General features: G+C 40.5%; 21 protein-coding genes and 1 pseudogene. 10 read left to right on the top strand and 12 right to left on the bottom strand.

The genetic code is table 11. The features are described from left to right. Positions 1 to 58 precede the first annotated feature (58 nt). Positions 59 to 550 carry a hypothetical protein gene (locus HWQ43_RS18300; protein WP_292736665.1) on the bottom strand — a complete coding sequence of 164 codons (492 nt, stop codon included), beginning with the start codon at positions 548 to 550 and terminating at the stop codon, positions 59 to 61. 216 nt (positions 551 to 766) lie between these two features. On the opposite strand from HWQ43_RS18300, the gene HWQ43_RS18305 reads away from it, so the two are divergent. Next, a complete protein-coding gene (locus HWQ43_RS18305) occupies positions 767 to 2,065 on the top strand; it encodes a hypothetical protein (protein ID WP_292736666.1) in 1,299 nt (432 codons plus the stop codon). 136 nt (positions 2,066 to 2,201) lie between these two features. Here the strand turns inward: HWQ43_RS18305 and HWQ43_RS18310 are convergent. The 6 genes and pseudogenes from HWQ43_RS18310 to cobU form a co-directional block, all read right to left on the bottom strand. Next, positions 2,202 to 2,399: pseudogene (locus tag HWQ43_RS18310) on the bottom strand (HNH endonuclease); the annotation flags it as partial. 133 nt (positions 2,400 to 2,532) lie between these two features. Next, positions 2,533 to 3,678 (bottom strand): SpoIID/LytB domain-containing protein, encoded by a 1,146-nt coding sequence (locus HWQ43_RS18315; RefSeq protein ID WP_292736668.1) that lies wholly within the window; start codon positions 3,676 to 3,678, stop codon positions 2,533 to 2,535. A gap of 206 nt (positions 3,679 to 3,884) precedes the next feature. After that, positions 3,885 to 6,077 (bottom strand): polysaccharide biosynthesis tyrosine autokinase, encoded by a 2,193-nt coding sequence (locus HWQ43_RS18320; protein WP_292736670.1) that lies wholly within the window; start codon positions 6,075 to 6,077, stop codon positions 3,885 to 3,887. Positions 6,078 to 6,649: 572 nt separating this feature from the next. After that, complete coding sequence (locus HWQ43_RS18325) at positions 6,650 to 7,609, bottom strand: ribonuclease Z (protein WP_292736672.1); 960 nt, start codon at positions 7,607 to 7,609, stop codon at positions 6,650 to 6,652. Between the two features lie 238 nt (positions 7,610 to 7,847). Beyond that, the gene (locus tag HWQ43_RS18330; protein WP_292736674.1) at positions 7,848 to 8,267 is read right to left on the bottom strand and encodes a hypothetical protein; all 420 of its coding nucleotides are present in this window, start codon (positions 8,265 to 8,267) and stop codon (positions 7,848 to 7,850) included. A 52-nt stretch (positions 8,268 to 8,319) separates the two neighbouring features. Beyond that, positions 8,320 to 8,895, bottom strand: a complete 576-nt coding sequence (gene cobU / locus HWQ43_RS18335; RefSeq protein WP_292736676.1) for a bifunctional adenosylcobinamide kinase/adenosylcobinamide-phosphate guanylyltransferase — start codon at positions 8,893 to 8,895, stop codon at positions 8,320 to 8,322. A gap of 397 nt (positions 8,896 to 9,292) precedes the next feature. On the opposite strand from cobU, the gene HWQ43_RS18340 reads away from it, so the two are divergent. The 7 genes from HWQ43_RS18340 (at position 9,293) to HWQ43_RS18370 (ending at position 16,388) form a co-directional block, all read left to right on the top strand. After that, positions 9,293 to 10,120, top strand: coding sequence for a hypothetical protein (locus tag HWQ43_RS18340; protein ID WP_292736678.1), 828 nt, complete (start codon positions 9,293 to 9,295; stop codon positions 10,118 to 10,120). Positions 10,121 to 10,319: 199 nt separating this feature from the next. Further along, positions 10,320 to 11,252, top strand: a complete 933-nt coding sequence (locus tag HWQ43_RS18345) for a glycosyltransferase family 2 protein (RefSeq protein WP_292736680.1) — start codon at positions 10,320 to 10,322, stop codon at positions 11,250 to 11,252. 24 nt (positions 11,253 to 11,276) lie between these two features. Further along, complete coding sequence (locus tag HWQ43_RS18350) at positions 11,277 to 12,233, top strand: glycosyltransferase family 2 protein (protein ID WP_292736681.1); 957 nt, start codon at positions 11,277 to 11,279, stop codon at positions 12,231 to 12,233. A gap of 88 nt (positions 12,234 to 12,321) precedes the next feature. After that, a complete protein-coding gene (gene hpsU, locus HWQ43_RS18355; RefSeq protein WP_292736683.1) occupies positions 12,322 to 12,903 on the top strand; it encodes a hormogonium polysaccharide biosynthesis acetyltransferase HpsU in 582 nt (193 codons plus the stop codon). 291 nt (positions 12,904 to 13,194) lie between these two features. Beyond that, positions 13,195 to 13,407, top strand: a complete 213-nt coding sequence (locus HWQ43_RS18360) for a hypothetical protein (RefSeq protein ID WP_292736685.1) — start codon at positions 13,195 to 13,197, stop codon at positions 13,405 to 13,407. Further along, a complete protein-coding gene (locus HWQ43_RS18365) occupies positions 13,397 to 15,793 on the top strand; it encodes a response regulator (protein WP_292736687.1) in 2,397 nt (798 codons plus the stop codon). The genes HWQ43_RS18360 and HWQ43_RS18365 overlap by 11 nt, the downstream gene beginning before the upstream one ends. 118 nt (positions 15,794 to 15,911) lie before the next feature. Next, a complete protein-coding gene (locus tag HWQ43_RS18370; RefSeq protein WP_292736689.1) occupies positions 15,912 to 16,388 on the top strand; it encodes a hypothetical protein in 477 nt (158 codons plus the stop codon). Positions 16,389 to 16,445: 57 nt separating this feature from the next. Here the strand turns inward: HWQ43_RS18370 and HWQ43_RS18375 are convergent, their stop codons facing one another. The 3 genes from HWQ43_RS18375 to HWQ43_RS18385 all read right to left on the bottom strand — a co-directional run bounded on the left by HWQ43_RS18375 (position 16,446) and on the right by HWQ43_RS18385 (position 18,799). Continuing rightward, on the bottom strand, positions 16,446 to 16,844 hold the full coding sequence (locus HWQ43_RS18375) for a nuclear transport factor 2 family protein (RefSeq protein WP_292736691.1): 399 nt from the start codon (positions 16,842 to 16,844) through the stop codon (positions 16,446 to 16,448). A gap of 38 nt (positions 16,845 to 16,882) precedes the next feature. After that, complete coding sequence (locus HWQ43_RS18380) at positions 16,883 to 17,890, bottom strand: zinc-binding dehydrogenase (protein WP_292736693.1); 1,008 nt, start codon at positions 17,888 to 17,890, stop codon at positions 16,883 to 16,885. A 114-nt stretch (positions 17,891 to 18,004) separates the two neighbouring features. After that, entirely contained in the window at positions 18,005 to 18,799 is a 795-nt protein-coding gene (locus HWQ43_RS18385; RefSeq protein ID WP_292736701.1) for an aspartyl/asparaginyl beta-hydroxylase domain-containing protein, read from the bottom strand. A gap of 117 nt (positions 18,800 to 18,916) precedes the next feature. Between HWQ43_RS18385 and HWQ43_RS18390 the strand changes: the two genes are divergently transcribed. Together HWQ43_RS18390 and HWQ43_RS18395 are read left to right on the top strand one after the other, a co-directional pair. Further along, the gene (locus tag HWQ43_RS18390) at positions 18,917 to 20,389 is read left to right on the top strand and encodes an amidohydrolase family protein (protein ID WP_292736695.1); all 1,473 of its coding nucleotides are present in this window, start codon (positions 18,917 to 18,919) and stop codon (positions 20,387 to 20,389) included. Positions 20,390 to 20,541: 152 nt separating this feature from the next. Further along, the gene (locus tag HWQ43_RS18395; RefSeq protein ID WP_292736697.1) at positions 20,542 to 20,994 is read left to right on the top strand and encodes a RidA family protein; all 453 of its coding nucleotides are present in this window, start codon (positions 20,542 to 20,544) and stop codon (positions 20,992 to 20,994) included. Positions 20,995 to 21,067: 73 nt separating this feature from the next. Here HWQ43_RS18395 and HWQ43_RS18400 read toward each other — a convergent pair whose 3' ends face one another. Together HWQ43_RS18400 and HWQ43_RS33830 are read right to left on the bottom strand one after the other, a co-directional pair. Then, a complete protein-coding gene (locus HWQ43_RS18400) occupies positions 21,068 to 21,892 on the bottom strand; it encodes an alpha/beta hydrolase (RefSeq protein ID WP_292736699.1) in 825 nt (274 codons plus the stop codon). An 80-nt stretch (positions 21,893 to 21,972) separates the two neighbouring features. Beyond that, on the bottom strand, positions 21,973 to 22,148 hold a 176-nt coding region (locus tag HWQ43_RS33830), incomplete at its 5' end, for a protealysin inhibitor emfourin (RefSeq protein WP_366932856.1).

The raw sequence follows: 22,148 nt of genomic DNA on the forward strand, positions 1-22,148 counted from the left end.
CCCAGCCATACACAGATACACCCCTCTCATACGAGAAGTAGATTACCATATTTCGGTATTAGTGGGATAGGTTCTTGTCAGGAGATTTGAGAGCTTGATCTAGAGTCTTCCGAGCTAGTTCTGCTTTAGCTCGCGCTTCTTGGTAACGCACATTAGCTTGGGCAAAATTTTTGAGAACTTTAAAACCTTCCTTGAGTCGAGTAATTTCCTCTTCTGTCACCGAGTCATCAGTAAACAGCACATCAACAGCTTTGCGAATTTCCAACGCTTCAGCTCGTGATTCCTGAACTTTCAGCTTGAGCGTAGCCAAGTTACTCAGAATCTGGACAGCTTGGGTAATACTATCCTCACCACTAGCAGTATCAATAGTTGACTCTTTTACCTCAATTAATTGTTGAGGGCCAAATCCTTCTTCCAGTTCTGTGGGTAACTTACCTGCATCCATCAGTTCCATTAACTGATCCATTGCTTTATCACGGGCTTTGGCTGAATCTTTTCCAGAAACAGTAAGGATAATTTCTGGGCTTTGAGCGAGAGTGTATTGAACCATATTTGAGCAGAAAATTTGCTGATTTAACCAATCTGAGGCAAGTAATTATATCATTTTGCGTGTCCGATCATTTGTTGATTGTCTAGTCAATTAAAGAGTGTAAGACCGAACGTCAACACTTTGAATTTTGAATTCTTACCTCTACCCCTGCTAAGTCGCTCAAAATAAAACTTTATACTTAAGAAAAGGAATAATTTTCAATAGGAGGGGAGAGCAATGGCTCCTAGTCCCACCATCATGCAAGCTGTGGAACAACTGGGCTACCGTGTCACCGTTGGTGATGTGGCAACTCAGGCAGGATTGAACGTCGCTGAAGCTAATCAAAGCTTGTTAGCCCTGGCATCTGATGCTGGCGGACATTTACAGGTAGCGGATTCAGGTGATATAGTTTTCCTTTTTCCACAAAATTTTCGAGCAATTTTGCGTAATAAATACTTCCGACTACGATTGCAGGAATGGTGGAAAAAGGTCTGGAGTGTTCTGTTTTACCTGATTCGTATTTCTTTTGGAATTTTCTTAACTGTTTCCATCGCCCTGATAACTATTACCATCTTCGTTATCATTACCTCTATCAATTCAGACCGTGACGGCGACAATCGGGGCAGTAATTCCGGCGGTGGGGGCTTCTTCTATTTTCCAAATTTATTTTGGTATCTTAGCCCAAATTATGACACCCACTACCAGGAACGGCGACGTGAAAGGCAAGAAGAAAGTAATCTGAATTTCTTTGAAGCTGTGTTTTCGTTTTTATTTGGCGATGGTAATCCTAACGCCAACTTAGAAGAACGTCGCTGGCAAGAGATTGCTACGGTGATTCGGAGTAACCGTGGTGCAGTGGTAGCAGAACAAATTGCCCCATATTTGGATGACATTGGCGAAGGATACACAAGAGAGTACGAAGATTATATGCTGCCCGTTCTGACGCGATTTAATGGGCAACCAGGGGTAAGTCCAGAAGGTCAAATTGTTTATTACTTCCCAGAATTGCAAGTGAGTGCAGTTAAAAAGCGCCGTTATGCAATATCAGATCACTTGGAGGAATTTCCCTGGCGTTTTAGTGCCGCAAGTTCCGGGCAAATTATGCTGAGTGCTGGGTTAGGGATACTAAATTTTGTTGGTGCTTTAGTACTGGGAAGTTTATTGAGAGATGGAACTGTTGCTGTCCAGTTAGGTGGACTGGTAGCTTTTGTACAAGGAATTTATTGGCTGCTATTGGCTTACGGAGCAGGTTTTTTAGGTATACCGTTATTGCGTTATTTCTGGATTCGGTGGCGTAATCGCAAAATAGGCGATCGCGGTTGCGCTCGCCTTTCCAGAGCAAGGCTATTGGCAAATCCTGATGCACTTTTGCAACAAAAAATCAACTATGCCCAACAATTTGCAACAGAAAAAGTCATTGGCAACGAAGATTTAGTGTATTCTAGCGAAACTGATTTACTCGACCAGGAAGTTGAGCGTTCTGCAAAAATTGACGCTGAATGGCAGCGGCGCTTAGAACGTGGGAGTGGGGAATAGGGAGCAGAGGGGAAGGGGAGCAGAGGGGCAGGGAGAGAAGAATTAATAATGGTTGAGTCGATGGGGGATATTATTCCCCGCACCTCTCAGTTAGATCCGTGCGTACCCGTTTCCGTGTACACGGCTCCCGATGTTCTTAGCTTGCGCTTTTGCTCATGTGCTTGTAATCGTGGCAACTCTCGTGAATTGCTTCAAGATTTTTCTTTTTCCAGTTGGCGTGATTTCCGTCGATGTGGTGCAAATGTACCTTTTCTTCATCAATGAATTTCAGACCACAGGAAGCACATTTATGGCTTTGCTTCTTGAGAGCAATAGAAGTTTCACCGTCGTAGAGCGGTTTTCACCTGTATATCTTTGAAAGTTCAATCATTTCTATTTCTAGATTTGATTGGAGTAGTTATGCCCGGACTGGATACCGGAATTCGCTACTCAACGAATCGCACCAGTCCCCAATGCCCAATCCCTGATTACTTCGCCTGAATTGGTGTTAGAGCTACACCTTGATAATAATGTCCCAAAATTTGCAGGTGGTTCACTCCTTGCCGAGCCAGATTGTACGCCCCCCACTGACTCATGCCTAAAGCATGACCATAGCCAAGCCCTTGCAGTACAAAACTACCATCAGCGCCCTTGGTGACGCTAAATTTGGTACTTTTTAACTTGAGGGCTGTTCGCACTTCCTCGCCCTGTAGCACCTTCGTGCCTTTGTTGCCGACAATTTTTAAAACTTTAACACTGCGGAAAGGTGAGTATGTCTCTGGAATCATCGCCGTCACACTGCCCACCTCTGGAAATTTAGCGCTAATTTCACTGGGCGAGAAGGTTTTCACCCAATTACACTCGCGGATATTTTGATCGTAGTCTTGAACAGCACGTAGATAAGGTTCGCTACTTCCCCAAACATCTTCTACGTTTTCAGTGTGTCCCCCAGAACAAGCGTGGAAGACTGAGAGAATAATCCGGTTTTTGTAAGTTAGTACCTGCCCTAGAGTAGAATCCACTGCGGCGTAAGTCGCAGGAGATTCACTGATGACACCTTTGTAAATTTGCCAGCGATCGGGGGTATTGCCTAAATCGTAAACGGGATTATTCCGTTGTTTTTCTCGTTCGTAGAGGGCATAAGTACGGGCTGCGATCGCTTGGGCTTTTAAAGCTTCTTGGGGCCAGCTAGCATCCATTTCGCCACCGAGAACGCTGTAGAGATATTCTTGGTCATCAACCCAATTAACAGCAGTTAAGCCTTTTTCTGTGGGAACAACCAGAGTTCTGCCTCGATACCAGCGATCGCCAATATAAACAAATCCTTTGCCAGTTGGCTCAATCCAAAATAAACCAGACTGCCACTTATCTAAAGCAACTCCGCCAGGAACGGCTTGGGCATAATATGCGCTCATTGCTGGCAACTGTCCAAGAGTCCGGCCAGTACTATCCTTAACGATGCCAGTGGTGGAACTACCCACTTTTACCTGATTAACGCCCCTCTCAATTGCCACGCGTAGGATTACAGACGCTTGGGCTGGGGCAGCCAAAGCAATCCACAAAAAGATACTTACCCACCAATAACGTACTTTAATCTGAGAAAATAAAGAGCCTAAGTAAAGTTGGAATTTCATGCTGATCATCTAATCACACTAGTATCTAATTGACGCTCTGGATTATGGCGTCTACTACTTTAAGATGAGACAGTTCTCCAACGCGGGAGGTTGCCACCTCCTACTAATTATGCATTTTGCTTTAACTATAAGGTAGAAATCAGAAATTGGGGAAAGTCAATTGGTCAAATCTGACTGCTGTGCGAAAGAAACTTTTCTTCTTCGATTTACGATGCCAATACCTTTTGAGAATTGCTCACTTCATTAGCGATAATTCCAATTAAATTCAACTTACTCAAAATTTCTGTTGCTTGAGTCAGTTCAGTTCTAGTCACTTTCCCCATGCGCTCTACCATTACAATACCACTGCAAAAAGATGCCACAATCCTGGCATCAACCGTACCTAAAATAGATGGAGCATCTATTAGTACTAGGTCATAATTTTGCTCAAAGACCTCTATTAGTTCTTTCATCCGTTGAGAACTGAGCAACTTTACTGTGTCTTCTGGTTCTGGGCCAGCAGTCAAAATATCAATGGAGGGGTGAATTGGCTGGATGTAATTTTGAAAATGAGTAGTCGTCTCATCAACTAATAATAGAGATAGTCCCCAATCATTGGATAGTTCCAATATTTTGTGCAGGCTAGGATTATGTAGATTAGCATCAATTACTAATACCCGTCGATGCATCCGGGCGGCGCTAGCTACAAGCCCTAATACTAAGGTTGTCTTTCCTTCCCCTGGTAGTGCTGAAGTAAACATCAGCGACTTGAACGTTAAGGGATATTTTAATATTTGAATATTCTGGTAGATCATGTCTAAAGTTTCATGGACGGGCAATTTATTACTGGCTTCTATTACAGAAGAATTTGAGCTTACTTGTCCGTTCCAAGGCAGCCCCAGCCGCCGCTTTTTGACACCACGTGACGGTAGTTTTGGTACTGATCCCAGTACACGTATATTCGTCAGTTTCTTTAAATCTCCGGCAGAATAAATAGCGTCATTAAACTTTTCCCAAATCAGGGCTGCTAAGATACCTAAAATCGGCCCAATTATCGCTCCTCCAACCAAAAGTAATAATCTGTTGTTACCAATATAAGTACCGGGAGAAGGTTCTGCCAAAACTTGCCAGTTATATCCTTCCTGAGCAATTTTCACTCCTAATGACTGTTGTACCTGGAGTAGTTGTTCAAGGTTTTTGCGGCTAGTTTCTACCTTTGACAGCAGACGATTATACTCTGCTATTAAACTTGGGTATTTGTTTAGCTCAGAGCGTAGTTGCTGTTCTGACTCGACTAGATTTTTTTCATTGGCAGTTAGTCCTAAAACACTTGTTTTTACCAAAACAAATTCATCTACTAGCGTTGGATCAACCCCTAGCATTTGTCCTTTGAATAGGGGTTTTTCCTTACTACTATTACTAATATTTTTTACCTCTTCTCGTAAGAGAGATAGCTGACTTTGGCGTTGCTGCTTTAATTTTTGTACCGATGGGTAATCATCTGTATAGCGGAGCCGCTCCTTAGCCAATGCTAGTTCAGTCTTTTGAATTTCACTTAATAATGCTTGATAGCGGCTTGACTGATTTAAACGAGAAGAAAGTAGTGTATTCTGTTGAGATGAAGACGCTATTAGTTGCTCTAGATTATCGTAGCGAGCGTTTACATCTTGAAGGTTGGCACGAGTGGTTTGTAGTTGTTGTTGAATATCGGCTAGAGATTCTAGCAGAATTTTACTTTGGACTTCAGGATCGAGTAATTTATGTTTTTTGCGAAACTGCTCTAAGTTTTTCTCAGCTTTACTTACCTCTTTTTTTATCTCAGGTAGGCGAGTGTTTACAAAAGCTAATCCCTGATTTAGACGTTCTTTTTGCTGCTGTTTGTTGTAGTTTTGATAGACTTTTTGTAGAGCTTGAAGCACTCTTTGGGCTTTTATTGGATCGTCATCATTAAAAGAAACTTTAAATGCCTGATTAAAAACTTTATTTGCTCCTATGCCTCCTGCTTCTGGAGTTACTTCTAAAGGTGCTTTTCTGTTATGTTCTTTTTGACCATTGATGTCTTGTAAGGTAATATCAGGATAATCAGAATGAAGTAAATCTACAGCTTTCTGAAGTAACTTAGAACTCAGCATGAGTTTCATCTGAGTTGTGGAATCAACAACTTGAGAATTTGAATCAGTAACCTGAATATTTGACTGTGCCCCTTCAGATAAATTGGAATTCACCAATATCTGCATATTGCTCTGGTAAGTAGGTTTGGCCATGACAGCCAAGAGGCTAGCCGCTGACATAACTACACAGGAAACCCCAAAAATCAGAAAGCGTCGGCGAAGCAAAATAGTAGATAGTTGTCTGATGTCAACTGCGCCTTGTGCTGAAGTAGTAACCTGTTGCTCTTGATTCAGACTAGTCTTAGCCACTATTAAACTCCTCTAATATCGAAACACTATATTTATTTGGAAGATTTATGATAAATATGAAATGATTTTTTTTACACCTAATAGCTGCGATCGCATACTTAATTCTTCTTCCAACAATGACAAGCTAATTTGGCATAATATTATGCAAACTGGCGCTTTCATGTTCATCAATTCATGCATATAAATTCTTAATCAGTGTTGGAAGGATAAATTTTTAATAAATATTTTATTGAAAGAAGAAAAATCTTGACGAAAAATTAATTATTTTTCCTAAGTATTTGAGTATAAAATTATCCGATTCACAACACTGCTATATATTAAAGTTGTTTTGATAACTTGTAATATAAAAAATACATTGAGAAAAATATTTAAACCATACTATTTGTATATTCTTGATACATCTAGTTAACCGTAAATTGTTGGTTAAATAGTTGACTTACTAGGAAAACGAAGTTACTGTTTATTTGCTTGATATTATGATGGGGCTATTAAAATCTAAGATAGAGCCTGGTTAATTTTAGATTTTAGATTAGAAGCGTTCAATAGGAAATCTAAAATCTAAAATCCAAAATTTAAACGCTTACCTTGGTTAACTCTACTTCCCGCCGTCTGGGTACTTCATGAATCATAAAATCGTAAGCCATATCAGTACGGGGAAAAATAGCACGAGCTTCTTTGAGGAGATCCTTCAACTCTAAAGTATTTCCGGGAGCATAGCGGGGACTGAAATGACTCATAATCAGTCGATGCGCCCCAGCGGCTAAGGCTGTTTGTGCTGCCATTGTGGTTGTGGAATGCAACCGCTGGAAAGCCATATCTGCATCTTGATGGGCAAAGGTTGCTTCGTGAATTAATACATCGACATCATGAGCTAATTCCACTGCACCATCACAATAAATTGTGTCTGTACAATAGGCAATCTTTCGACCAATTTCTGTAGGACCGCACAATTGGGTGCCATCAATCACTCGTCCGTCTGCAAGGGTAACTGTTTCACCGCGCTTGAGTTGACCGTAAACCCGACCAGGAGGAATTTGCAACGCCTTGGCTTTTTCCACATCAAAGCGTCCGGCTCGGTCTTTTTCGGCTACGCGGTAGCCGAAAGCTGTGATGCGATGATGCAAATTACCGCAACTAACGGTGAAGTCATCGTCTTCATAAATTACCCCTGGACGGACGGCGTGAACTTTGATTGGGTAAGAAAAGTGGGTGTAGGAATAACGTGAGGCGGATTGAATGTAATCATTTAATCCAGGTGGGCCATAGATATCAATTCGTTCTACATTGCCAGCCAAGCCGCAAGTAGCAAGAAGTCCCATCAAGCCAAAGATATGGTCGCCGTGCATGTGGGTGATAAAAATTCGGGAGAGTTGACTGATTTTCAGTTCACTCCGCATAATTTGATGCTGAGTACCTTCGCCACAGTCGAATAACCACAGTTCTGCCCTTTGGGGTAATCTCAGGGCGACACTGGAAACATTGCGCGATCGCGTGGGTACACCGGAACTCGTCCCTAAGAATGTTATCTGCACAGTGTTCTTTAGTCTTCCTATTGCTCAATTTGCAGCTCTATTTTCTATAGTGGCACGGTTAATGAGTAAAATATTTAGGATTTTGGGGATTGGGCATAGTTAAGAACCAATAGTTATTTTCCACTAGCTATTACAGGCATATAAAAACTCTGTAGTAAGACTCAAGGGCACTACAGGAGAAATTAAAATAATCAAATAATTAGAAAAAAGTTCTCAGATTTCCAAATTGGTTGTTTGTTTATGTAATATTCTTTACAAGCCGATCGCGAATTGTTTGGAGTTGGTCTTGAGTTTTAATTGGCTCTCGCGGTGCTGGCAATTCAGTATTCGGCCAGTTAGGTAAATCATTGCAGGGACATAACAACGCCGGCATTCCGACGTTTCGCTTGGCTACTGGCATACTGCAACGGCCACAAGGCATCATATCCCATGCTGGTGTCAACAATTCAGTAATGGTTTCATGTGTACCCTCCAGGTAACAATCACCCGATTCAGGCGAGGTAATTTTTTGCCAGCACTCTTCAAATTCTTCACTATAGCGATCGCCATCTAGCACCGATTGGGGCAAAAAGCTTGCCTCACCGTTGCCCGTAATTACTTTCTTACCCAACTGAAACCAGTAGGCAAGGTATCCTCTAACTTCTTGTTTGGTTGCCATAATACAATTTTAGATTTTAGATTTTGGATTTTGGATTAATTTGAATCAAGAGTTAAGAATCTTGACTTCTGAATATTCCAGCATCTCCTTTATTTGGCAATGGCGAACCAAGGATGCTGAGATTGAGGACATGACCACCAGTCACTAAATAAACAGTTTCGCTAAGTGTTGCTAGCTGGCGTACTAAAGAACCCAGGCGATCGCGGAACGCCCTCCCAAGGGGATAAGCTGGTATCACACCCCAACCCACCTCTTCTGCTACGAACAGCATATCAGCAGCAACCAGTTCCACCGTCTCCAAAAACTCTGCAAGGGTATTTTCCCAGCTAGATTCGTCCTGTTCTAGAAGATTAGCAACCCAAGTTCCTAAAGAATCAACTAAAAGACAGGTATAGGGTTTGGTATCAGCAAGGGTAGCAGACAGTTCCACAGGTACAGATAAAGTTACCCAGTCTTGGGGACGACGTTGTTGGTGTTCTAAAATACGTTGATGCCACTCTTGGTCATCTGGGTTATCGGTGGCTGTTGCTACATAAACAACTGCTTTTCCTGACTGTATGGCTAAAGTTTCTGCCCATTCACTTTTACCAGATCGTGCTGGCCCTGTTACTAAGATGATTTTACCCAAAGTTTTTTACTGAGTATTTTAACTTGAGAGGCAGGAGGCAGGAGGCAGAAGGAATATTGCCGTCGCCTCCTCCGGTTATTCTCGCAAGTGAGCTTGCGGTTTATAGTCCTCCACCAAAATCTACGATTTCGTGGCTTGGAATTAGATGGGGTTGAGAGCAACAGATAAATTCCAACTTCTAATCATCCTGCCTCCTGCGTCCTCCACATACCCACGGTTACAATTTATCACCACATTTTTTACTTCATTGGTGAGATTTTTTGTTTCAAATAACTTTTAAGGGATAAAATTAGCACCAACATCATTAGATGCTACAACTGGCAAAAGCCAAAAATCCCAACTACCCCATTCTTAATTATTCAATACTACTGGGGACAGCAAACTTTAGGATGTCTTTATGAACGCAGGCTTAAAACGCATTGAAGCAACTCTACACGATTTAGGCAATCGCGGCACTGCCTCTACTGCCGAAACAACTGATTCGACAACAAAACGGCCTTTCTCTTTTAGAATCAGCGTCGGAGCTAACGAACCTACAGAAAGTACACAAATTTCATCCTCTGAGGATGGGGAAGTAAAGTCACAAGGACATACAATTGAATTGAGTGTAAATACCGAGAGTGATTATCCTGCTGACCAAAATTTCTTTCCTCACCATGAATCTGTGCAGACCTTTCAAGCAGAAGAGAATGGTAACAAAACACCCAGCCTACCCAAGTTGAAAACTCCGACCTTTAGTAGCCATCGCCACGGTGCTAATCCAGCATTAGCGATGAATCTCTTGCAAGAAATTCAGGAAACTGTGGCCGGTTGGCAAACAGAATTGCAAAATATTTTGAAACAAATTCAGGATATTTACTTAGAAGGGCCAATTGTCAATGGCTGGTTAGAATCCAATCCCACCGAACCAGAACCAGGAGGAACTGCGACACTGCGTCATGCAGAAGTTGACCGCCTGATGAACTACGTAGAAGAGATTTGTGCTACTGGTGGAAAAGTATCTTATCAATCATCTATTACTGGCTATCGCCTCTGTGGTGTAGACGATACTGGTAAAGTTTGGTCACGTCCATGTCCACCGGATCAGGTGCCCAATGTTAGTATGGCGATCGCTCGTTACCAAAAGTTACGTCAACTGTTAGGGCGCAAGCAATCTTTGGAAACCCGCCTTAGTCAACTGGCGCAAACTCTTGTAGTTTTACACAGTCATATTCAACAAACGTAAAGTTTTAAAGATTATTTCCGAAGAAACTCGGTTGGTAGGTCGGTAACTTTTGGTTTAGATTAACTCTCAGCAGTTATGCGTTGGATTTAGATTTTAATCTAAAATCGTTCGACTGAGCGTAGCCGTACCCCTCCGGGGAAGCAAGCTACGTGTAGCGTTCCGAAGGAAAGTCCCAAATCTCAAATCCAAAATTCAATCTATGCCAGACATCCAAATCTCTGCCATTATCTGTACTCACAATCGAGATACCTATTTAGGGGCTGCAATTGATAGTCTTTTAGAGCAGGATTTTGCTGCTGACTTTGAAATTGTGGTAGTTGATAACGGCTCTAGCGATCGCACTCGTGAAGTTGTAGAACAAAGAACCCACAATCCGCGCCTGAAGTATGTTTTTGAACCCACCATTGGTTTATCTGTCGCCCGTAACACGGGTGCAAAGGTAGCCAGTGGTGATATTCTTGCTTATCTAGATGACGATGCCGTTGCCAGTCAGGGCTGGCTACAAGTTTTATATTCTGCCTATTACAATAATTCTAAGCTAGCGATCGCAGGTGGCAAAGTCACTCTCCTGTGGCCTCCAGGAATTCAACAACCACGGTGGCTATCTCCGGGACTAGCTGCAAATCTGGGTGCATACGACTTAGGTGACAGTAACATCTACATTGAGCAACCTGGCTCAACACCCAGAGGCTTAAATTACTCTATCCGCCGCAGTTTCCTAGAAGAAATTGGCGGTTTCGATCCTCATCTCGGTAGAGTGGGGAAAAATTTATTATCTAACGAAGAACTGCAAATGACCGAATTCGCCCTACAGCGTGGTTGGCAAGTTGCTTATCTTCCCGAAGCACTCGTCGCTCACAATGTAGCCCCAGAGCGCCTCCAACGCTCTTGGTTTTTAAACCGAGGCTGGTGGCAGGGTATCAGTGAATGCTATCGAGAACAACTCGCTGGTAAAGCTGGGATCGCTCAATTGCAGAGAGGTAGCGAACGGTTTGTGCGAGGCTTGTATAAAGCATTACAATATTTCTCAGATCCAGCAGAACGATTTGACAAACTGGTGTATGCTTACGGTCAGATTGGTTACTTAAATGCTGCTATTCAGGGTCTTTTATCTACATCAAATAAGAAATAACCAGTAACATAATTTCTACTCAATATGTCATCTAAAATACCAGTTTCAGTACTAATTCCGGCAAAAAACGAACAAGCTAACTTGCCTGCTTGCCTTGCTAGCCTCAGCAGAGCAGATGAAATATTTGTAGTAGATTCTCAAAGTACCGACAACAGCATTGAAATTGCTAAAAGTCACGGTGTAAATGTCGTGCAATTCAATTTCAATGGACGCTGGCCCAAAAAGAAAAACTGGTCTTTAGATAATCTACCTTTTCGTAATGAATGGGTGCTAATTGTAGATTGTGATGAGCGCATCACCCCGGAACTTTGGGAAGAAATTGACCAAGCAATTCAAAATGATGAATATACAGGTTATTATCTCAACCGTCGCGTATTTTTCTTAGGAAAATGGATTCGTTATGGTGGTAAATATCCTGATTGGAATCTACGTTTATTTCAACATAAAAAAGGTCGCTACGAAAATCTAAATACAGAAGATATTCCTAATACTGGTGATAATGAAGTTCACGAACACGTTATTTTGCAAGGGAAAGTTGGGTATCTCAAAAATGATATGCTTCACGAGGACTTCCGCGACCTTTACCACTGGTTAGAACGCCATAACCGCTATTCAAACTGGGAAGCCAGTGTTTATTTTAATATTCTTGCAGGTAAAGATGATAGCGGTACTATCGGCGCTAATCTATTTGGGGATGCCGTGCAACGCAAACGATTTCTGAAAAAAGTTTGGGTACGCCTACCATTTAAACCGATGTTGCGGTTTATTTTGTTTTATATAATTCAACGCGGTTTTTTAGATGGCAAAGCAGGATATATATATGGGCGATTGCTGAGTCAATATGAATATCAGATTGGCGTTAAACTTTACGAATTACGCAACTGCGGTGGTCACTTAAATACTGCAACTATCCCGGATGAAGGAGCAGAGGGGCAGGGCAGCAGAGAAGCAGAAGCAAAGCTATTGACTATTGACTCTTAAATATACCAATTTTAGATTTTGAATTTTGAATTTTGGATTAAAGGAAAAATTTAAAATCTAAAATCTAAAATCTAAAATCTAAAATTAAATGACTAATGACCAACCTTTCGTAGATTTACGCAAATATGACCAATCTTGGTTTGACCGGGGGCGTCCAGGTTGGTATGTTTTATTATGGTGGTTTGTACAAGCGATCGCCTTTCCCCTCACTCCTCAACCGTTAAATATTCTGCGTTGTGCTTTGCTACGATTATTTGGCGCTCGTATCGGCAAAGGTGTATTAATTCGACCCACAGCCCGATTCACCTACCCCTGGAAAGTCACCATTGGTAACTACAGTTGGATTGGAGATAACGTAGTTTTATATAGCCTCGATCAAATCCATATCGGTGAACATTGCGTAATTTCCCAAAAAAGTTACCTGTGTACTGGTACTCACGATCTCCAAGATCCTGCTTTTGGGTTGAAAACAGCGAGTATCACCATTGAAAATGGTGCATGGGTAGCAGCAGATTGTTTTGTTGGGCCAGGAGTGCAAATCGGAGCTAATGCTGTGATTGGCGCTCGTAGTAGTGTTTTTACTAATATGCCTTCTGGGCAGGTTTGTTGGGGAAGCCCATGTCGTCCTAAAACAGCTCGGCTAAAACTCGATCCCTCCACAACCCCATGATTTTATAGATAAACGTAGTAGGGGCGTGCAGCTAGCTGTGCGCCCTTAACTATATTCATTTGTTTTTGGAAAGAGGATAAAAGTGTGATGGTCTCTGAGGAACGTAGACGCGTTGGCGTTCGCATAGCGTGTCGCAAGCCTCTCGTACAAAAGGGTCTTCCCGCAGGATAAAGCAACATTTCCGGGGCTTTGTTGAGTTGCGCTTTTCTTAATCCAACCGTATTTGAGATATAGGCATTTTGTGGGCATAGTTTACTTTTAATTAAATCTTTTTAATTTCAAGTCCAAAATTTGTCAATATCTAAAAAAATTGGCAGAAAATATGATGTGTTAAATCAACCAAGAGATAGTCGAAATAGCAAAGTTTTTTTGCCATTCCAACAAGTAGGTGATAAAGTACCATCTGCCACAGATGTTCATCAAGTTGTCAAGGATTTTATTTTAAAGGCAAACAAATTCGATAATTTAAAAAAAAAATTAATAAGAGGCAAGCATGATTTTTAATAAAAATGAAAAGCCTGTTATTCTAATAGTCGATGATACTCCTGTTAATTTACAAGTATTATTTGATTTTTTAGAGTATTACAGTTTTCAAGTTTTAGTAGCTGAAGATGGTCAAAGTGCCGTTAAAATGGCAGCTTATGCTTCGCCTGATCTGATTTTACTAGATATATTAATGCCAGTAATCGACGGTTTTGAGACTTGTAGACTTTTGAAAAAAAATCCAGCCACTCAAGATATTCCCATAATCTTTATAACTGCCATGAGTGACAAGGTAGATAAAGTCAAAGGCTTGAATCTTGGCGCAGTAGATTACATTACCAAACCTCTAGAATATCAAGAGGTTTTAGCTAGGGTAAATACCCATTTACGTTTACGAAACCTCACAAAAAAACTCACAGAGCAAAATCAACGTTTAGAGACCGAAATCTTGGAGCGCCTACGGATAGAAGAAAAACTACGATGTCATTCAGATGCATTAGATGAGTGGAACAATCGCTATCAAGCACTAATTCAAGCAAGTGGTCAGATTCTCTACGGCTGGCACTTACATACCAATGAGATTAAATATGATGGCAATGTAGAGCGAATATTAGGTTACTCTATGCCTGAGATGTTTGGAGGTTTGAACCGCTGGCTAGAATTGGTTCATCCTGATGATCGAAACTTCTTTAACAAAGAGATTAACCGCGTTTTATCCACAAAAGAGCGATTCCACCTTGAATTTCGTGTATGTCGTAAAGATGGCACTTACATCACAGTTGAGGATAACGGGTATATCTTTTTAGACTCTACAGGCAAAGTTGCTCGGATGGCAGGCTTTCTAATTGATATTACCGAACAGCAAGCTGCGCTGCGCCAACACAAAGATGCAGAACAGAAAATCCGTGAGCAAGCTGCTTTGCTTAACATCACCACAGACGCAATTATCGTTCAAAATTTGATTAACCAAATTCAATTTTGGAATAAAGGGGCTGAACATCTCTACGGTTGGATGGCAGAAGAAGTAGTAGACAAGAATGCCAATCAGCTTTTTTATCGAAAGCCAAGTTTTTACCAACTGAAAAACATCCAGGAAACTTTAGCTGAGAGTGGTTCGTGGCAAGGTGAGTTACATCAAGTCACAAAACAAGGTAAAGAAATCATCGTTGCTAGTCGCTGGACACTGGTAAACAATCATCAGGGGCAAGCCAAATCCATTCTGATTGTCAACTCCGACATTACAGAGAAAAAGCAACTCGAAGCGCAGTTTCTCCGGGCCCAGCGGATGGAGAGTCTTGGCACTCTAGCAAGTGGCATCGCCCACGACCTCAATAATGCACTGACACCCATGATGATGACAGTACAACTTTTAGAGCCAAAGCTGCCGGATGAAAACAGTCAGAAATGGCTAACAATTATGGAAACAAATATTAAACGCGCAGCAGATTTAGTTAAACAAGTGCTGTGGTTTTCACGCGGATCTGTAGGTAACTTTAAAACTTTACAGGTACGTAATTCAATTTTAGAAATTGAAAATATTGTTAAGCAAACATTTTCCAGAGCTATTGAAATCCACATTGATGTTCCCCAGAAAAACCTGTGGAATGTCTTTGGCGATGCGACTCAGTTACACCAAGTGCTGATGAACCTCTGCATTAATGCTCGTGATGCTATGCCTCATGGCGGTATCTTAAAGATTTCTGCCAAGAATTTTTGGGTTGATAGCCACTATGCCCGGATGAATATTGATGCTAAGGTGGGTTCTTATGTAATGATTACTGTGCGTGATACAGGCACAGGAATTAAAAGAGAAATAGTAGATAGAATTTTTGAGCCATTTTTCACAACAAAAGAAGTGGGTAAAGGTACAGGGCTTGGTCTTTCAACAGTCCTTGGCATTATCAAAAGCCACAGTGGTTTTGTGAATGTAGTTAGTGAAGTAGGCAAAGGTACAGAGTTTCAAGTTTGCTTACCCGTAACGCAGACAATCGAAGTAGATGGTAAATTAGCTAGAGATCAGAAATTACCAGCAGGGCATGGAGAATTAATTCTTGTTGTTGATGACGAAGCTTCAATTCGAGAGGTTACTCAAACCTGGTTAGAACAAAATGCCTATAAAGTTTTAGTGGCTAGTGATGGGATTGATGCGATCGCACTATATACAAAACATCAACAAGAAATTAGTGTAGTGTTGGTTGATATGATGATGCCATCTATGGATGGGCCAACAACGATCAATGTATTGAAAAAAATTAATCCAGACATCAAAATTATTGGTGTTAGTGGATTAGCATTCAATCATGAAATGATTAAAAACCTTGGTAATAGTGTCAAAACCCTTTTATCCAAGCCCTACACCTCAAGCGACTTGTTAATAAATTTACAGATGGTGATTAGCACAAAGTAAAGTTTGTCATCAGTCATTAGTCATTAGTCATTAGTGAATAACCAATACCCAATACCCAAGTAAAATGGTAAGTAGCAGTGGTAAGATGTTTTCATGGCTGCTCTAATCCTTGCTATTGATGAACAAACTATTGGATGAAACGCTGTCAATCAAAATTGCTGAACAGATAAACAGCAAAGCTAGCACTCCATTTGATAATGCTTATAAAGCAGCATTATCCACTGAGGGAGCAAGGTATATTCAGGGATTTTTAGCTTTTGCTGGGAAGCCATACAGACCGATTGAACACAGTTGGATTGAGCTAGACGACGCCTCCAATGTCCGCATTATCGATCCCACATTACCTTACCTGAACAAAAATCCCCAAGAAATCTGGTATTTTGCAGCACATAGTCTGACTGTTAAAAAACTGAAAGCCATCCTTGAAGAATCAAAAGAAGATTATCCAGAAGATGATCCGTTGCCAATTTATGGCGACCCACCTTATGAATATTACGGTGATGTAATGTTGGGTGGTCAAGACTATCTGGCAGCATATCAAGCCGCAGAGGCTAAGTGCAGAGAAATCAACGAACTCAACCCTGAGAGTAACTAACAAAACTAAATTAAATAATTCATAATTCATAATTCATAATTACGAATTACGAATTATTTAATACGATTTACCATCACTACCAAAGTATTCTCTATAGCCACAAATTTTGTCTCCACGTACATCAAAAGAAACTGCTACCCGATTTTTGTAAGGCTGTCCGAATAAAAGACCGTCGTCCCGAAACTCAAAGACAGCAGTCGTTTCATTACTGGTAACACGGTCTAGACCAGTCAGCTTCAACCCAGGACTAAAGGATTCAGAAACGTACTCGAAAAATTCTCTAGCTCGCTCTTTTCCCACGTTTAAACCGTGGAATTTTGCCATTGGAAACCAAAGAGTAAAATCCTCTGTGAGCATATCTAATAAAGCTTCCCACTCTCCAGTTGCCATACCGTGTGTAAGATTATCAAATGCCTGTCGAGCAACTTTTAAAGTATTTTCTGAATCTTGTGTCATTTTTATCCTCGCCTGGATATAAACTAATACCGTGTTGCTTAAAATCTCACTACCACTTTGCCACAATTCTGACCACTGAGGAGATATTTTACAGCGTCGGGTATTGATTCTATGCCTTGAAACTGTGTTGGGTCAACAGCAACTTTAAGTTTGTTTGTGTAGAAGAGGTTTAAGAGGCGATCGCGTGCCTCTGCCATATATTCTTTATAATGAGGCATGAGAAAGCCTCTCACAGAAGCAGCTTTCCAAAATAGCTGGTGATAAAGGCGTGGTTGTGTAATTTCTTCTACATCTTTTGCGTATTCGGAGATGAAACCAACTACAATTAAGCGTCCGCGCACTGCCAAGTTTTCAACGCAGGTATCAAATACGGTTTTACCTACACAGTCAAAAATTAAATTAATCCCATTGGGGTATTCTTGCTTGAGGACGTGATTGAGATTTTCTGTGCGATAGTTGATAATGCGATCGCACCCTAATTCTCTTAGTAACTTTGCTTTCGCCTCAGAACTGCAAGTACCAATGACATGATTACCAGCTAATTTTGCTAACTGCACCGCAATATGACCGGTTCCACCTGCTGCTGTTGTCACTAAAACCACTTCATTACTTTTCATCTCCCCCACTTGTTCCAGTGCCACCAAAGCTGATACACCCGTAGGCATTAGTGTTAGCAACTCTGGTGTTGCTTCACGCACCTTCACCGCTAAGTTTGCATCGATAACCTGATATTCTCGATAACCACCGCCACGTGCCATAGTTATGATAGCATCACCAATTTGAAAATCTTTGACATTTTCACCTATAGCGGTAACTTTCCCCACAGCTTCCACACCCAAATCAAAGGGAGGAAGTAAGTTAATATATGGAACGTCACCACGACAAAGTAAAGTGTCAAAGCCACCGTTAACGCCAGAAAATTTATTTTGAATTAAAAGTTCACTAGGGGCAGGTTTGGGAATAGGAATTTCGACAATTTCAATGGCAGATTTAAAATCTTGATTTAGTTTATTTGCTATTAACTTTCTATAGGTTTTTATATTCATTGATATAAGGAATTTGGGACAAATATTTAAAGCTATGTTGAGAAATTTAAATTTAGGGTGCGTTATGCTTTCGGCTAACGCACTATCAATAATCTAAGGTGCATTACACTATGCTTATAAAGCTTTATCCCACTCTAACTGATGAGCTAAACCATACTTGATAAAATCTTCTTCTTTAGCTTTATCGCTTTTACCAAAAACACCTAAACTGTAAGGATTATCTTGCATCCGTTGCGTGACTTGCTCTTTCTCAAATCGGATCGCTTCATCTCTAGGCTTATCCGGTTTAAAAAAGTCTACAACCAAAACAGTTCTATCATAATTGGTGTAATTATGTGGACAGTGTGGATAGCTATGATCTAAAACCAAGAATTTTCCTTCATGCCAATAAAGTTGATCGTGGCATATTTTCATAGCCACATCTCCTTCTGGCACTATTAATCCTAAATATCCACGATTTGTATGAGGGTTATAGTTTACATGCAGCTTAATATCCAAGCCTGGATGGAATGTACCATAATAGAGGTTTCTGATGATATCATCATCAATGAAGTTCACATTTTTTATCAAATTAGCTAAATTTGGAAAATACTTTTCTCTTAACAAAAGTGCTTTTTTTGATGCCTCATCTGGCCCATAATCAGGATATTGTATTTGATAAGCTTGAATATATTGTTCAATAAAAAGACCTTGAAATAAAATACCAAAAGCGCTGTATTTGGCATCACCCTTGGTTTTAATCGTTTTACTTTTAGGCCCTAGAATATCGTAAGTTAACTTTCTCTCTTCATCAGATGCCTGGTTAATAAAGCGTTTAAATTCCTCTCTAATCACTTGCCAGTTATCTTCAAAAGTTTTGAGAAAAGTAAATTTTTTTGGGTCTATATGATACTCATTAAAAGTTTCCATTGTCTTTTCTCCTGAAGATGATTTCATAAAAAACCGTTATATAATAATGGGATTTGGTCTTCGTCCAGATTCGATGTTGGAATTCCTGACTAAACTCATTTTAGTGTGAGGTCTACTGTGTCTGAAACTCCCGTATTAGATCAAATTATCAAAAATGTGTGGGTAGTTCGTCCCCATCAGGATGTAATCGAACTACTTGACTTAGGCATTAAGGATGGAAAATTTGCTCAGATTGCCTCTAATATTAGCCCAGACACAAGCAAAGAAGTATTTGATGGCAAAAACCTGCTAGGCTTTCCTGGAGTCGTGGATGCCCACATGCACGTCGGTATCTATCAACCCCTCGACAAAGATGCTGTGACTGAAAGCAAAGCAGCCGCAATGGGAGGCGTGACTACCAGCCTAAATTACATCCGTACAGGGCAGTATTATCTTAACAAAGGCGGCTCCTACCGCGATTTTTTTCCAGAGGTTTTGGCCTTATCCGCAGGTAATTTTTTTGTAGATTACGCCTATCACATTGCACCTATAGCAAGCCAACATATCGACGAAATACCTTTTTTATTTGAAGAACACGGTATATCTTCGTTTAAAATCTTCATGTTTTATGGCGGCTATGGGTTGCATGGTTTGTCAGACCAGCAAAACCTCTTTTTGATGATTAACAAAGAGGAAAGATACGACTTTGCCCATTTTGAATTTATTATGCGCGGTCTAACTCGCTTGATGGAAAAACATCCAGAAGCACGAGATACTATCAGCTTGAGTTTGCACTGTGAAGTTGCAGAAATTCTCAACGCTTATACCAAAATAGTTGAAAATGATTCTAGTCTGAGCGGATTACACGCTTACAGTGCAACGCGTCCGCCTCATTCTGAAGGTTTAGCAATTTGTATTGCTTCTTATTTGGCTAATGAAACTAACTGTGTAAATATAAATTTGTTGCACCTGAGTTCGCGTAAAGCAATGGAAGCAGCTTTGACAATGCAAACTGCTTTTCCCCATATCAATTTTCGGCGAGAAGTTACTGTTGGACATTTGCTATTAGATGTGGATACTCCTAATGGTATTTGGGCAAAAGTTAACCCTCCTATCCGTCCTCGCGCTGATGTGGAATACTTGTGGCAAGCAGTATTAAACAATCAAGTAGATTGGATAGTTAGCGACCACGCTTGCTGTTCTGCTGAACAAAAAAGAAATGTTAAAGACCCGAATAATATTTGGTTAGCAAAGTCTGGTTTTGGCGGTACAGAATATTTACTTTCTGGTGTATTTAGTGAAGGTAGCAAGCGGGGAATGTCTTACAGCCAGATGGCTAAATTGCTATCTTGGAACCCATCGCGGCGCTTTGGGTTGTTAGAAAAAGGTGATATTGCTATTGGTTATGATGCTGACTTGGTGCTGTTAGACCCCAATGAAACCTTTGTGGTACGTGCTGCTGAGTCGGAGTCACAACAAGGTTATACACCATTTGAAGGTGTAGAGTTAACGGGACGAGTGAAAAGTACGTTTTTGCGGGGGAACATAATTTACCATCAAGGACAGGTAATAGGTGCGCCTAGAGGACGTTATTTAAATTCTAAAATATAGAGAAATAAGAATGCATAAACTAAAAATAATTTCAAAGCAATTACTTTCTCATTTCTCTGCTAAAGTGACATTTTAAATTGATCTAAACTAGTGTTTATTTGCTAAACTGTATACTCGTTATTATTCAAACAAACATTATAAGGAAATTCGTGATGTCCACTCGCCAAGTGATTGTTCCCAAGGGAATGGAAATTTTATATGAAAAATTTCATTATTGCCCTGGTGTTAAAGTTGGTAATACTTTGTACATCTCTGGGCAGGTAGGCAGAGATGAAAATTTACAAATTGTTAAAGGCTTAGAAGCCCAGTTTGTTCAGGGTTTTGAAAACGTCAAAAAGGTTCTGGATGCAGGAGGAGCTACCTTTGATGATGTGGTAAAAATGATTACTTACCATGTCACTGGTACTGGCTTAGGGGAATTCCAAACTGAAGCAACTGCTTTTGATAAATCACTGCATATCATTCCGTTTTTACAATTGTTTATGCAAGTAAAAGACCGCTATTTTACTAATAACTATCCTACCTGGACTGGTATCGGCGTTACTGGTTTATCTACACCAGGATTGATAGTTGAGATTAAGTGTACAGCTGTTTTGTCTAAATAGAAGATTCATAGTGGGTGACAATCCAGAAACTAAAATAAATGTTCCACCAAAAAATACTAAGATATTACTGTCTTTAAAGATTCGCACTATCCAAAAATTCAAATACTGTTTTTGCAACTTTTTCTGGTATTTGGTTCATCATGCAAATAGTTCCGTTTGAAAACTCGACAACTTTACTATGAGGAAGAGCTTGAGAGAGAAAATATCTATCTTGTGCTAGTGCTAAACCCAATCGCTCAAATTCTTCCACATCATCAATTCCCCAAAGAATGAGAGCTGGACATTTAATTAAACTAAATCTTTCGGCAGCTTCAATGCAGTAATTTCCCACAGCCCAAACTGCATACAATGGATAGCCAAAGCATTTTAAATCATCTAAAACCCATCGATGATTTAACTCAGCAGAACCTACATATCTTGCACGAGCCAACCATCTTTCCATCAAGTGCGAACCATCTTCTTTAATGACGAAACCTTCATCAAATCTCCTCATTAAATCGACTTTTCCAGCTTCACCAAAGCCAGCTACATTACATAAAATTAATTTATTAATACGTTCTGGGTAAGCTGCTGCTACTTCTCCAGAAACAAAAGCTCCCGTGTGGTTTCCCAGAATGTTTGTTTTTTCAATACCTAACTCATCCAACAAAGCAATGACAGTTTTTGCGTAGTCAGCCACTGAATACAACTTTGGCGGTTTATCAGAATCTCCAAAACCCATAAAATCCATTGCTATCACGCAGTAATTTTGTGCCAGAATTGGCATTAATTCGCGGTATTCATCACTACTACGTGGGTTCATGTGTAGTAGTAAAAGAGGCTCTCCTTCGCCACCAATACGGTAAAGAATTTGTCCATCTTCGGTGTCTAAAAAAGCTCGTTTGATTGATTTATTCATTCATCACACCACACTGCATTTAGAATTTATTTTTGAATTTTGAATTGTTAAGTCAGCCTTAATTGAAGTTTTTCAGCAAATTACCTTTTTTGTGCCATTGTTTGCAACCATTCAATCAGGGGTCTTAAGGTTCCTGGCAATGCTGCTTCACTGACAGTCACTGTATGCTGCTTGCCGTTATCTTCTACTGTTAACTTATATTGAAAGCGATCGCTCTGAGGATTTGGCGAAGTAATTAGTTCCGGTAGCCTAAATA

Source organism: Nostoc sp. JL31 (assembly GCF_017114965.1).
Taxonomy (GTDB): Bacteria; Cyanobacteriota; Cyanobacteriia; order Cyanobacteriales; family Nostocaceae; genus Nostoc; species Nostoc punctiforme_A.

Coding starts and splice junctions, on each gene's coding strand:
- HWQ43_RS18400 (WP_292736699.1), bottom strand. CDS start 21,892: ATGAATAAATCAATCAAACGAGCTTTTTTAGACACCGAAGATGGACAA.
- HWQ43_RS18370 (WP_292736689.1), top strand. CDS start 15,912: ATGAACAAACTATTGGATGAAACGCTGTCAATCAAAATTGCTGAACAG.
- HWQ43_RS18315 (WP_292736668.1), bottom strand. CDS start 3,678: ATGAAATTCCAACTTTACTTAGGCTCTTTATTTTCTCAGATTAAAGTA.
- HWQ43_RS18305 (WP_292736666.1), top strand. CDS start 767: ATGGCTCCTAGTCCCACCATCATGCAAGCTGTGGAACAACTGGGCTAC.
- HWQ43_RS18395 (WP_292736697.1), top strand. CDS start 20,542: ATGTCCACTCGCCAAGTGATTGTTCCCAAGGGAATGGAAATTTTATAT.
- HWQ43_RS18365 (WP_292736687.1), top strand. CDS start 13,397: ATGATTTTTAATAAAAATGAAAAGCCTGTTATTCTAATAGTCGATGAT.
- HWQ43_RS18350 (WP_292736681.1), top strand. CDS start 11,277: ATGTCATCTAAAATACCAGTTTCAGTACTAATTCCGGCAAAAAACGAA.
- HWQ43_RS18330 (WP_292736674.1), bottom strand. CDS start 8,267: ATGGCAACCAAACAAGAAGTTAGAGGATACCTTGCCTACTGGTTTCAG.
- HWQ43_RS18340 (WP_292736678.1), top strand. CDS start 9,293: ATGAACGCAGGCTTAAAACGCATTGAAGCAACTCTACACGATTTAGGC.
- HWQ43_RS18375 (WP_292736691.1), bottom strand. CDS start 16,844: ATGACACAAGATTCAGAAAATACTTTAAAAGTTGCTCGACAGGCATTT.
- hpsU (WP_292736683.1), top strand. CDS start 12,322: ATGACTAATGACCAACCTTTCGTAGATTTACGCAAATATGACCAATCT.
- HWQ43_RS18300 (WP_292736665.1), bottom strand. CDS start 550: ATGGTTCAATACACTCTCGCTCAAAGCCCAGAAATTATCCTTACTGTT.
- HWQ43_RS18385 (WP_292736701.1), bottom strand. CDS start 18,799: ATGGAAACTTTTAATGAGTATCATATAGACCCAAAAAAATTTACTTTT.
- HWQ43_RS18380 (WP_292736693.1), bottom strand. CDS start 17,890: ATGAATATAAAAACCTATAGAAAGTTAATAGCAAATAAACTAAATCAA.
- HWQ43_RS18345 (WP_292736680.1), top strand. CDS start 10,320: ATGCCAGACATCCAAATCTCTGCCATTATCTGTACTCACAATCGAGAT.